Raw genomic sequence first — 11,954 nt, forward strand, 5'->3', positions numbered from 1 at the left:
CCTTCGTGCTCTTGGTCGACTCGAAGGATCACGAGGTGGCCGTCCTCATGTCACGGTGACACGCCCACACAGGCCAAAACCCGGCAGAAGGTCACACAGACCCCATACACCACTTCCGTGGACGCTAACTGGCGCGCCGCCGACTTCCGCTGGGACGGCCCCTTGGCAAGTTGCGCCCGCGCCCCAGGCGGAGTCCTCCGGCCCGGCCCGGGCCGTGGTGAACGCGAGGCAGAAGAGCGCGGCCAGCGCGAGGACCGCGGCGGGGCGAACCTAACCCGGCCGGCGCGGGGGCGCGGCTCTTCACCGGCGGGCGTTCTCCCGGTCGTACTCCGCCTGGGCGGCGGCCACCGTCGCGGAATGGCGTCCGGCCCAGCCGGAAAGGGCCAGCAACGCCGCGCGGAGTTCGTGGCCGCTGGGCGAGAGCGTGTATTCGACTTTCGGTGGCACCGTGGGGTGGACGGTGCGGACGAGCAGGCCGTCGCGCTCCAGCCCGCGCAGTTTCAGGGTGAGCATGCGGCGGCTGATCCCGGTGATCGCGCGTTCCAGCTCGGTGAAGCGCACCGGGCGTTCTCCCAGCGCCATCAGGATCCCGATGCCCCATTTACCGGCGACGCGGTCCAGAACCGCCGCGACCGGGCACGCCTGGCCGACCCGGTCCGTCACATCGCTGTAACGCTGGTACATGAAAATGCCTTCTTCCGTCCGGTCGCCGAGGCGCCGACCATGGAGCCGATGTCCCCGCACAACCACCGGAAAGGCCCTCGCATGCCCCTGAACGACGAACCGGCGATCCGCCGGCTCACCGACCGCGCCGAGATCCTGGACGTGGTCGGCGGCTACGCCACCGCCCTCGACACGAAGGACTGGACGGCCCTGGCGTCCCTGTTCACCGAGGACGCGACCTGGGAGTACACCGGCGGCGGCGAGCGGCTGACCGGCCCGGAGGCGATCGTCGCGCGGATCGCGGCGGCGTTGCGTCCCCTGGCGGTCACCCAGCACCTCTTCGGCAACCACACGGTGCGGGTGGACGGCGACGAGGCCGAGCACGCGTGCTACGTCCAGGCCCAGCACGTGGCCAAGGACGGCCGCAAGTACCTCGGCGCGGGACGGTACGCCGACCGCCTGCACCGCACGGCCGACGGCTGGCGGTTCACCCACCGCTCCTTGACCAGCATGTGGAGCGACGGCGATACCGCCGTGGTCCTGGGCTGAGCGCCGCGCCAGAGAGAGCAAGGCACCGGAAAGAGGAAGGCCCCGCCGCGCGTGGGCGGGGCCTTCCGGGAGGTGCTACTTCGTGAGGGGAAGGGTCAGGCTGCTGCCGGACAAGTCGACATTGACCTTGGTGCCCGCCGGGTAGCGGAGCGTGTAGGCGTGGTCGGTGGCCAGGAGCAGCAGGCCGATCCGGTGGCCGGGCTTGAAGACGTAGTCGTACGGCTGCAGCGGCCAGCTGAACGTGTAGTCCTTACCGGCCTTGATGGGCTCGGTGACGGAGATGGAGTTGCGGTTGCGGACGTCCATCCAGCCACGGGTCACGATCTTGAAGGGGGTGACCGCGGTGGTGTACTTGCGGACGGTGCGGCAGCCCTCGTTGCCGGGGATGGAGTCGCCGTAGCACCACTTCTGGGTCGGCACCACCGGGCTGAAGCCGGAGATGCGCTCGTCGGTGCCGTAGTCGACCAGGAGGGCCGACAGGTACGGGGACTTGCCGTCGATGGACGCGCGGACCTTGATCTTCGCGGTGCCGCTGAGCTTGGTGGCCTTGTCCAGCTTCGGCGTGAGGTACACCAGGCGGTTGGGGTCGGGCTTGTCCTCGTTGGCGGCGAGGTCCTCGGCCTTGCGGGACGGGTCGTCCACGAGGCTGTCGGTGCCTTCGCCGCGCTTGCCGAGGGCTCCGGTCGACAGGCCGAGCTCCACCGGGCGGGCGGACGCGTCAGGCCAGTCCTGGTGCGTCTCCCACTGGCCGGGGGTGCGCTCCAGGTCCACCTTGGGCTGGCGGGTGATGTCGTTGGGCACGCTGTAGAGCTCGTGGGCGAACCAGAGGTTCAGGGCTTCGAGCCAGGCTCCCTGACGGACGTCCAGGGGCTCGTCGTGGGCCGCCTGGTGGATCCACAGCTTGCGGGCGACGCCGGCCTTCTTCAGGCCCTCCCAGAGCTGGGACATCTGGATCGGCTTGACGTTCCAGTCGGCGAGGCCGCTCGCCACGAAGACGCTGGCCTTCCAGTTCGGTGCCGTCTTGGCGAAGTTCCGCTCGTCCCAGGTGCGGTTGTAGTCGCCGGTGACACGGTCCATCCGCTTCTCAAGCTGGCGGATGACCGACTCGCACACCTGGGGGTTCTTGCGGGAGAGGACGGCCTTGGCGTGCAGGTCGAGGTCCTCGCCCTCCCAGCCGTCGGGGGCGACCACGCCGCCGTTGGCGCGGTACTCGTCGTACCAGTTCGAGACGCCGGAGATGGACACGACGGTCTTCAGGCCCTTGACGCCGGTCGCGGCGGCGGCGAGCGGCAGGGTGCCGTCGTAGGACTTGCCGGCCATGGCGACGTTGCCGGTCGACCAGCCCGCGGTGACCTTCTTGCCCTCGGCGTCGTAGGCGGTGGCGCGCCCGGTGAGCCACTGGACGACGGACTTCATCCCGTTGGCCTCGTTGCGGCCGACGGCGGTCGGGCAGCCGTCGGAGTCACCGGTGCCGAGGGTGTCGGCGGAGAGGACGGCGTAGCCGCGCGACACGAAGTAATTGTCGTAGTAGGGGAAGGCGTAGTTCGCCTGGCCGGGCGGGGCGGTCGGGACGGGCCACGGGGCCAGCCGCGGGTAGTCGGTGACGTCCGCCGGGTGGTAGGGCGGGTCCTGGAGCCCGGCGTAGTAGGGGCTGCCCTCGATGATGGAGGCGACCTTGAGGTCGCCGTTCGTCTCCTTGGGGCGGGTGATGAACACCGAGACGCGGTCGCGCTTGCCGTCCCCGTCGCTGTCCACGCCCGTCTCGACGAACACCTTCTCGCGGATGGCGTCCTTGTAGGAGAACGTCGGCTGGGTCTTGCCGTCCTTGACGACGACGTGGGGACGCTCCGTGTCGGCGTTCGCGGGCATGACACCGGCCACCAGACCGGTCAGACCCACCACCGCGGCTACGGGCAGTAGTCGTGAGAGTAGCAACGTTGCTCCTCGAAGCTGAGTGAAACGCGATCAGCTTCCCAGGCCACGCATAAGCCACGTCAACGGTAATTCTTAACAAACAGATCTGTTCATGCGATCCGGTCGATCACCAACGGTAGCAGCGCGGGAACGCCACTCTCCGTGATCGTGTACGCGCCGTCCAGCGCCTCCAGAGCGCGGTCGAACCGTGACGCGTCGTCGGCGTGCAGGGTCAGCAGCGGCTGCCCGGCCCGGACCCGGTCGCCCGGCCGGACGTGGCAGACGACGCCCGCGCCGGCGGAGACGGGGTCCTCCTTGCGGGCCCTGCCCGCGCCGAGCCGCCAGGCCGCCACGCCCACGCCGTAGGCGTCGAGGGTCGTCAGCACGCCGGAGGACGGCGCGGTGACCTCGTGCGTCTCGGCGGCGCGGGGCAGCGGCGCGTCCGGGTCACCGCCCTGCGCGGAGATCATCCGGCGCCAGACGTCGAGCGCGGAGCCGTCCTTGAGCGCGTCGGCCGGATCCGTGCCGGTGACGCCCGCGGCGGCGAGCATCTCGCGGGCGAGCGTCACGGTCAGCTCGACCACGTCGGCCGGGCCGCCACCGGACAGCACCTCGACCGACTCGGCCACCTCCAGGGCGTTGCCGACCGCGTGGCCGAGCGGGCGGTCCATCGCGGTGAGCAGCGCCACGGTCCGCAGCCCGTGGTCGGCGCCGATCGCGACCATGGTCTCGGCCAGCTCGCGGGCGTCGGCCGCCGTCTTCATGAACGCGCCCGAGCCGACCTTCACGTCCAGGACGAGCGCGCCGGTGCCCTCCGCGATCTTCTTGGACATGATCGAGGACGCGATCAGCGGGATCGACTCCACGGTCCCCGTGACGTCCCGCAACGCGTACAGCCTGCGGTCGGCCGGGGCCAGCCCGCCGCCCGCCGCGCAGACGACCGCGCCGTTCGCGGCGAGCACGTCCAGCATCTCGGCGGACGACAGCGACGCCCGCCAGCCGGGGATGGACTCCAGCTTGTCCAGCGTGCCGCCGGTGTGCCCGAGGCCGCGGCCCGACAGCTGCGGGACGGCGGCGCCGCACGCGGCCACCAGCGGCGCCAGCGGCAGCGTGATCTTGTCGCCGACGCCGCCGGTGGAGTGCTTGTCGGTGGTCGGCCGGTCCAGCGCCGACCAGTCCATCCGCTCGCCCGAACGGATCATCGCGTCGGTCCAGCGGGCGACCTCGGGGCGCGACATCCCGTTCAGCAGGATCGCCATCGCGAGGGCGGACATCTGCTCCTCGGCGATCGCGCCGCGCGTGTAGGCGTCGACCACCCAGTCGATCTGCGCGGGGGTCAGCGTCCCGCCGTCGCGTTTGGCGCGGATGACGTCGATGGCGTCCACGGGGTCCTCTCAGGCTCGTTCGATCAGGTCATCGGGGCCGAACGCGTCCGGCAGCACGTCCGACATCGGCCGGACGCCGCGGACGGTCTCCAGCAGCATCGCCGCGCCGCCGTGCTCCCACAGCAGCTGGCGGCACCGGCCGCACGGCATCAGCGGGTTCCCGTGCCGGTCGACCACCGCCAGGGCCAGCAGCCGCGGGCGCGCGGACTTGCCGGGCCCGTGCAGCGCGGACACCACCGCGCACTCGGCGCACAGGGCGAGCCCGTACGAGGCGTTCTCCACGTTGCAGCCGGTGATCACCCGGCCGTCGTCCACCAGGGCGGCGGCGCCGACGGGGAAGCCGGAGTAGGGCGCGTAGGCCCGCTCCATCGCCTCCCGCGCGGCGGCGCGCAGGGCCGGCCAGTCGATGTCGGTCATGCGTCCATGATCTAACGCGCCTCGCCCCGGCGGTACCGGACGCCGTCGGCGGCGGGCATGCGGAGCCGCTGGCTCGCCAGCGTCAGCACCAGCAGCGTCGTCAGGTGCGGGGCGAAGGACACCAGCTCGCCCGGGACGGCGTCGCTCAGCAGGAACCAGGCGAGCAGGCCCGCGGCCGACACCGCCGCCAGCGCGGCGCCGAGGTAGGCGTCGCGGACCTCGCGGCGGCCGAGGTCGGTGACGATCCGCGGCCGCAGCCGGCCGCCGCGCACCGCCTGCCGGCCCGCCACCGCGACCAGCAGGACGGCCACGAACAGCAGCAGCGCGTGCACCGACTGGCCGCCGCCGCGCACGTTCATCGCGTCGGTGTAGCCGAACAGCAGCGAGCCCGCGGCCAGGCCGCCGGGCCGCCAGTTACCGAAGATCATCGCGGCCAGGCCGATGAAGCCGCGGCCGCCGGTCTGGCCGTCCTGGTAGAGCGGCGCGGCCACGGTGACCAGGAACGCGCCCGCGAGGCCGGAGAACCCGCCGGAGATGATCACGGCCGCGTACTTCATCCGGTAGACGGGCACGCCGAGCGACTCGGCCGCGTACGGGTCCTCGCCGCAGGAGCGGATCCGCAGCCCGAACGGCGTCCGCCACAGGACGAAGAAGCTCGCCGGGACCAGCAGCAGCGCCACCAGCGTCAGCAGCGACATCCCGGCGGTCAGGCCGCGCAGCACGCCCGCCACGTCCGAGACGAGGAACCAGTGGTGGCGCTCCAGCGTGCCGAGCCAGTCGGGGCTCGTCCAGCCGCCGATCTCGCCGCCGGACAGCACCGGCAGCGTCAGCGTCGTGATCGAGTCGATCGGCGGGGACTGCCGGGGGCCGCCGCCGAGCGCCTTCGCGTGCCCGGTGTTGAAGATCAGCCCGGCGAGGAACTGGGTGAGCCCGAGCCCGAGGATGTTGATCGCGACACCGGAGACGATGTGGTCGACCCCGAACGTGACGGTCGCGACGGCGTGCAGCAGCCCGCCGAGCGCGCCGCCGAGGACGCCGAACAGCACGCCGATCCACGGGCCCCACTGGTAGCCGGCCCACGCGCCGGTCCAGGTGCCGAGGATCATCATGCCCTCGAGCCCGATGTTGATCACGCCGGAGCGCTCCGACCACAGCCCGCCGAGCCCGGCCAGGAAGATGGGCACGGCCAGCCGCAGCGCGGCGCCGACCGTCCCGCTGGAGGTCACGTCGTCGGCGTCGTCGATCAGCCGGACGAGCGACAGCAGCACCAGCAGCGCGGCGGCGATCAGCAGCAGGTGCGGCACGCGCAGCGCCCGCCCGCCGGTCGCGGCGGGCGTCGCGGCCGCCGTCTCGGTCGCCGTCATGACGCGCTCCCCGCGGCCCCGCGGGCCAGGTCGTGGCCGGTGGCCAGCTCGTCGGCCACGGCCCGCTGCTGCAGCCGGATCTCCCAGCGCCGGACCAGTTCGTAGACGATGACGACGGTCAGCACGACCACGCCCTGCATCACCCCGACGATCTCCTTGGGCACGTCGACCTCCTGGAGCACGTCGGAGGTCTGGTCGAGGAACGCGAACAGCAGCGCGGCCAGCGCGATCCCCACCGGATGGTTGCGGCCGAGCAGCGCGACCGTGATGCCGGTGAAGCCGAGGCCCGCCGGGAAGTTCAGCGAGTACTCGTAGGACGCGCCGAGCAGCTCGGGCATCCCGATGAGGCCCGCCACCGCGCCGGACGCCACCATCGTGATGACGATCATGCGCTTGGCGCTGACGCCGCTGGCCTGCGCGGCCGTCGGAGACAGCCCGGACACCTTCAGGTCGAAGCCGAACCGGGTGTGGTTGACGACCACCCAGAACACGACGCCGACGACGATCGCGAGCGGCAGCAGCCCGTACACCCGGCCGGGCAGGTCGAGGCCGAGCGAGGACAGGAACCCGTTCAGCGACCCGACCCGCCCGTCGCCGGGGATCCGCGGCGTCGCGACGTTGTTGCTGCCCGGCCTGACCTCCGCCAGCCGGTCGTCGTTCAGCAGATAGGCGATCAGCCCGGTCGCGATCGCGTTCAGCATGATCGTGGACAGCACCTCGCTGACCCCGCGGGTCACCTTGAGCACGCCCGCGATCGCGGCCCACAGCCCGCCGATCAGCATCGCCGCCACGATCACCAGCAGCTGGCCGAACGGCGCGGGCAGCGTCAGCGCGCCGCCGAGCGCCGCCGACAGCATCGCGGCGAGCCGGTACTGGCCGTCCACGCCGATGTTCAGCAGCGCCATCCGGAAGCCGATCGCGACCGCGACCGCCGACAGGTAGTAGCGGGTGGCCCGGTTGACGATGTCGACGATCGAGTTGTCGGTGGTGCCGTAGTCGATCATGCTCTGGATCGAGCTGGCCGGGTCCGCGCCGGTGACGCGCAGCAGGATCATCGTGATGCCGAGCGAGATCACCAGCGCCAGCAGCGGCGCGCCGATCCTCAGCCCGAGCCCGCGCGGCCCGAGCCCCTGCAGCACGGCCTTCCACGCGGGAACCGTCTCCGCCCCCGGCGCGCCCGCGCCGGCGTCCGCCGCGGGACCGGAGCCCTTCGCTCCCGGCTCAGGCCGACTCTCGTCAGGCTTGCCCAGGTCCGGTTGGCTCGCGTCCGGATTGGCCGGGTCCGGCTTGGCCGGCTCGGGGGTGCCGGGGGGACGGGCGGCGGCGGGGTCCGGGGGGCCGGTGGGGTCGTCGGGCCGGCTCATGGCGCGTCTCCGGCGCCGGTCATCGCGGAGCCCAGCTCCTCCGGGGTGACGGTCCGCGGATCGACCTCCGCGACCAGGCGGCCCCGCAGGATCACGTGCAGGGTGTCGGACATTCCGATGAGTTCCTCAAGGTCGGCGCTGATCAGCAGGACGGCGAGCCCGTCCGCGCGGGCCCGCCGCAGGTGGTCCCAGATGGCGGCCTGGGCGCCGACGTCGATGCCGCGGGTCGGGTGCGCGGCGATCAGCAGCCGCGGCTCGCCGGACATCTCCCGGCCGACGATGAGCTTCTGCTGGTTGCCGCCCGACAGCGCGGCGGCGGGCACCTCGATGCCGGGGGTCCGCACGTCGTACTCGCGGACGATCCGGGTCGTGTCGCGGCGGGCGCCGCGCCGGTCCACCCACGGGCCGCGGACGTTCGGCCGCCGCGTCTGGTGGCCCAGCATCCGGTTCTCCCAGAGCGTCCCCTCCAGGACGAGCCCGTGCCGGTGCCGGTCCTCGGGGATGTAGGCGATGCCCGCCTCGCGGCGCCGCCGGGTCGGCCAGTGGGTGACGTCGTCGCCGCCGAAGGCGACGGTCCCGGCGTCCGCGTGCCGGATGCCCATGATCGTCTCGATCAGCTCGCTCTGCCCGTTGCCCTCCACCCCGGCCAGCCCGACGATCTCGCCGCGGTGGATGCGCAGCGAGACGTCGTCCACGACCGGACGGCCCCCGGACGCGAGCACCGTCAGCCCGGCGAGCTCCAGCCGGACGTCCGCGGTCACGGTGGACTCGCGCAGCTCCGGGGTGGGCAGCTCCGAGCCGACCATCAGCTCGGCCAGCCGCCGCGAGGTGACCTCCGCCGGGTCGAGCCGCGTCGCGACCGTCGTGCCGCGCCGGATCACCGAGATGCTGTCGGCGACCGACAGCACCTCGTCCAGCTTGTGCGAGATGAACAGCACCGTCAGGCCCTCGGCGCGCAGGTGGCGCAGGTTGCCGAACAGCTCCTCGACCTCCTGCGGGACGAGCACCGCGGTCGGCTCGTCCAGGATCAGCACGCGGGCGCCCCGGTACAGCACCTTGAGGATCTCCACGCGCTGCCGCTCGCCGACGCCGAGCGTCTCCACGAGCACGTCGGGATCGACGCGCAGCCCGTACGCCGCCGACATCTCCGTGATCTTCGCGCGGGCGGCGGCGAAGTCGATGCGGCCGCGGCGCAGGCCCCGGCCGCGCGGCTCGGCGCCGAGGATCACGTTCTCCAGCACGGTGAGGTTGTCGGCCAGCTTGAAGTGCTGGTGCACCATGCCGACGCCGCGGGCGATGGCGTCCGCGGGGTTGCGGAACGCGACCTGCTCGCCGTCGATCTCGATGGTGCCCTCGTCCGGCCGCTGCATCCCGTAAAGGATCTTCATCAGCGTGGACTTGCCCGCGCCGTTCTCCCCGCACAGCGCGTGCACCTCGCCGCGCTCGATGGTCAGGTCGATGTCGCGGTTGGCCACCACCCCGGGGAACCGCTTGGTGATCGATGTCAGCCGCACGGCCGGCACCTGGTCGGGCACGAGCGCCCCCTCCTGCCTCGCACGTCGTTGGACCCGCGGGCGCGCGGACCGGGCGGCCCCGCCGGGGGCGCCCGGTGCGCGCTCGCGCCGCCGCGGGGACCGGCCCCGCGGCCCGGCGTCAGGGCTTGGTCGGAACGGTGATCTTGCCGGCGACGATCTCGGCCTTCAGCTCGTCCAGCTTGGCCTTGATGTCGTCGACCTTCCCGCCGGTCGCCGCGTAGCCGACGCCGTCGTTGGTCAGGTCGTAGCGCTTCGTCCCGGGCTGGAAGGTGTTCTTGGCGACGCTCTCCACGAAGTCGTACACCGCGAGGTCGACGTGCTTGATCATGGAGGTGAGGATGAACTCCTTGGCCTCCGCGACCGCGGGCTGGTTGTACTGGTCGGAGTCGACGCCGATGGCCCACTTCTTGGCCGCGCCGACGGTCTTGATGACGCCGATCCCGGCGCCGCCCGCGGCGTGGTAGATCACGTCGGCGCCCGCGTCGAGCTGGCCCTTGGCGGCCTCGTTGCCGAGCGCGGGGTTCTTGAACCCGTCGAAGTTCGGCGGCTGCGTCAGGTACTTGGCGGGCAGCACCTTGATGCCCGGCTTGGCCTTCTTCGCGCCCGCCTCGTACCCGGCCTGGAACTTGGTGATCAGCGGCACGTTGACGCCGCCGATGAACCCGATCGTGCCGGACTTGGACTTCAGGGCGGCGGCGGCGCCGACGAGGTAGGAGCCCTGCTCCTCGGCGAAGCACGCGCCCCTGACGTTCGGGCCCTCGACCTTGCACTGGTCGGCGTCCACGACGAGGAACCGGGTCTTCGGGAAGTCCTTCGCGACCTTGATCAGCGAGGCGGTGTAGGCGAAGCCGACGCCGACGACGGGGTTGTAGCCCTTGTTGGCCAGCAGCCGCAGCCGGGACTCCTTGTCGGAGTCGGGCTCGTCGGGCTTGGCGGAGATCTCCTCGGTGGTGACGTTGAGGTCCTTCTTCGCCCGGTCCAGGCCGGCCGCGGCGGAGTCGTTGAACGACTGGTCACCGCGGCCGCCGATGTCGAACGCGAGGCCGATCTTCAGGGTCTTCTTGCCGTCCCCGGAGTCGTCGCCGCCGGCCTTCTTGCCACCGCACCCGGAAGCGCTGAGCGTCAGCGCCGCACCCGTCACGGTGACGAGCGAAACCTTCAGTCCACGGCGCAACGTTGCGCTCCTTCCGTTCCCCACCCACGGTCGGCGGCCGCCCGGCCACCGAAATCGATCGGACGCTACATCGCGGTGGGACGGAAACTCCCAGGTTGCACGGTTTCGCAATAGCTCCGTTACCAATAAGTACGCATAACGCCACAGGTCAGCGTGCTTACCATCCGAAGCGGGAGCATTCCTCAGGGGAGTTCTCGGGGGCGGGGGGCCGGCGTCATTCCAAGCCCGGCCCAGGGGACTCGCCCGGCGGCTCGCCCCCTGACCGTGCTCGGCAGAGCACCACGTGAAGCCGGCCCTAGGCCAGGGCGGCGCCCTCCACGGACTCGGCGGCGCCGGGGCGGCCGCCCTCCCACAGCGCGGTCAGCGCGGTCGCGGCGAGCACCCGCACGCCGACCGCGATGCAGTCCTCGTCGACGTCGAAGTCGCCCCGGTGCAGGTCGTACTCGCCGGGCGAACCCGGCTTGCGCACCCCGAGCCGCGCCAGCGCGCCCGGGATCGACTCCAGGTACCAGCCGAAGTCCTCGCCGCCGAGACTCTGCGGAGTGGGGACCACTCCCTCCTCGTCGATCACCTGCGCGGCCGCGTCGCGGAACATCTGCACGCTGGTCGCCTCGTTGACGGTCGGCGGGACGCCGCGCACGTACTCCAGCGACGCCTCGACGTCGTAGGCCGCGGCCACCGACTGAAGCAGCGCCTTCATCATCTCCGGCGCCCGGTGCCACGCCTCGTCGTCCAGGCAGCGGACCGTCCCCTCGGCGATCCCGTCGTCGGGGATCGCGTTGGCGACCGAGCCCGCCGACACCCGGCCCCACACCAGCGACAGGCTGGAGCGCGGGTCGACCCGGCGCGACAGCGCCGAGGGCAGCTCGGTGACGATCTTGGCGAGCGCGTACACCAGGTCGGCGGTCAGGTGCGGCCGCGCGGTGTGCCCGCCGGGACCGGTCACCTTCACATAGACCTTGTCGCAGGCCGCGGTGATCGGCCCGGTGCGCAGGCCGAGCTGGCCGACCTCGATGCGCGGGTCGCAGTGCAGCGCGAACGCGCGGTCCACGCCCGCGATGCCGCCGGCCGCCATCACGTCCAGCGCCCCGCCCGGGGTCTCCTCGGCGGGCTGGAACAGCAGCCGGACGCGGCCGGGCAGCAGCCCCGCCGCCGCCTGCTGGGCCAGGAACAGCCCGGCGCCCAGCACCATCGTGGTGTGGACGTCGTGCCCGCAGGCGTGCGCGACGCCCGGCACCGTCGACCGGTACGGCACGCCCTCCTTCTCGTCCTGCAGCGGCAGCGCGTCGATGTCGGCGCGCAGCGCGACGGTCGTGCCGTCCTCGGGGCCGATGTCGCAGAACAGGCCCGTGCCCTTCGGGAGGATCCGCGGCTCCAGGCCCGCCTCGCGCAGCCGCGCGGCGATCCGCTCGGTGGTGCGGTGCTCGGCGTAGCCCAGCTCGGGGTGCATGTGCAGGTCGCGCCGGAACGCGACGAGGGCGTCCTCGTGGCGGGTCAGGAACGCCTCCAGCTGCGGCTGGAGCGCCGCGCCGCCGAGGACGGCCGCGGCCCCGCCCGCCCCGGCCGGGGTGAGCGGCGCCCGGCCGGAC

Annotated in this window: 10 protein-coding genes; 1 reads left to right on the plus strand and 9 read right to left on the minus strand. The window is 72.4% G+C overall.

The features are described 5' to 3' along the window. Positions 1–300 precede the first annotated feature (300 nt). Complete coding sequence (locus E1291_RS32810) at positions 301–684, minus strand: winged helix-turn-helix transcriptional regulator (RefSeq protein ID WP_131741959.1); 384 nt, start codon at positions 682–684, stop codon at positions 301–303. Between the two features lie 81 nt (positions 685–765). Between E1291_RS32810 and E1291_RS32815 the strand changes: the two genes are divergently transcribed. Further along, entirely contained in the window at positions 766–1,212 is a 447-nt protein-coding gene (locus E1291_RS32815) for a nuclear transport factor 2 family protein (RefSeq protein WP_131741960.1), read from the plus strand. Between the two features lie 75 nt (positions 1,213–1,287). Here the strand turns inward: E1291_RS32815 and E1291_RS32820 are convergent, their stop codons facing one another. The 8 genes from E1291_RS32820 to E1291_RS32855 form a co-directional block, all read right to left on the minus strand. Further along, entirely contained in the window at positions 1,288–3,114 is a 1,827-nt protein-coding gene (locus E1291_RS32820) for a Xaa-Pro dipeptidyl-peptidase (RefSeq protein ID WP_242614527.1), read from the minus strand. 122 nt (positions 3,115–3,236) lie between these two features. After that, positions 3,237–4,511, minus strand: a complete 1,275-nt coding sequence (locus E1291_RS32825) for a thymidine phosphorylase (RefSeq protein WP_131741961.1) — start codon at positions 4,509–4,511, stop codon at positions 3,237–3,239. Between the two features lie 9 nt (positions 4,512–4,520). Then, on the minus strand, positions 4,521–4,928 hold the full coding sequence (locus E1291_RS32830; RefSeq protein WP_131741962.1) for a cytidine deaminase: 408 nt from the start codon (positions 4,926–4,928) through the stop codon (positions 4,521–4,523). An 11-nt stretch (positions 4,929–4,939) separates the two neighbouring features. Beyond that, positions 4,940–6,292: an ABC transporter permease gene (locus tag E1291_RS32835; protein WP_131741963.1), complete on the minus strand. Its 1,353-nt coding sequence runs from the start codon at positions 6,290–6,292 to the stop codon at positions 4,940–4,942. Then, positions 6,289–7,656, minus strand: a complete 1,368-nt coding sequence (locus tag E1291_RS32840; protein ID WP_242614528.1) for an ABC transporter permease — start codon at positions 7,654–7,656, stop codon at positions 6,289–6,291. The genes E1291_RS32835 and E1291_RS32840 overlap by 4 nt, the downstream gene beginning before the upstream one ends. Further along, positions 7,653–9,191 (minus strand): ABC transporter ATP-binding protein, encoded by a 1,539-nt coding sequence (locus tag E1291_RS32845; RefSeq protein ID WP_131741964.1) that lies wholly within the window; start codon positions 9,189–9,191, stop codon positions 7,653–7,655. The genes E1291_RS32840 and E1291_RS32845 overlap by 4 nt, the downstream gene beginning before the upstream one ends. 118 nt (positions 9,192–9,309) lie before the next feature. Beyond that, the gene (locus E1291_RS32850; RefSeq protein WP_165495392.1) at positions 9,310–10,365 is read right to left on the minus strand and encodes a BMP family lipoprotein; all 1,056 of its coding nucleotides are present in this window, start codon (positions 10,363–10,365) and stop codon (positions 9,310–9,312) included. A 295-nt stretch (positions 10,366–10,660) separates the two neighbouring features. Next, positions 10,661–11,875 (minus strand): M20 family metallopeptidase, encoded by a 1,215-nt coding sequence (locus E1291_RS32855; RefSeq protein WP_131741968.1) that lies wholly within the window; start codon positions 11,873–11,875, stop codon positions 10,661–10,663. Positions 11,876–11,954: the final 79 nt, after the last annotated feature.

Source organism: Actinomadura roseirufa, from assembly GCF_900659635.1.
GTDB classification, from domain to species: Bacteria; Actinomycetota; Actinomycetes; order Streptosporangiales; family Streptosporangiaceae; genus Spirillospora; species Spirillospora roseirufa.

Excerpts from the sequence above, each read along its gene's own strand:
- E1291_RS32810 (WP_131741959.1), bottom strand. The coding sequence starts at position 684 with ATGTACCAGCGTTACAGCGATGTGACGGACCGGGTCGGCCAGGCGTGC.
- E1291_RS32840 (WP_242614528.1), bottom strand. The coding sequence starts at position 7,656 with ATGAGCCGGCCCGACGACCCCACCGGCCCCCCGGACCCCGCCGCCGCC.
- E1291_RS32830 (WP_131741962.1), bottom strand. The coding sequence starts at position 4,928 with ATGACCGACATCGACTGGCCGGCCCTGCGCGCCGCCGCGCGGGAGGCG.
- E1291_RS32835 (WP_131741963.1), bottom strand. The coding sequence starts at position 6,292 with ATGACGGCGACCGAGACGGCGGCCGCGACGCCCGCCGCGACCGGCGGG.
- E1291_RS32815 (WP_131741960.1), top strand. The coding sequence starts at position 766 with ATGCCCCTGAACGACGAACCGGCGATCCGCCGGCTCACCGACCGCGCC.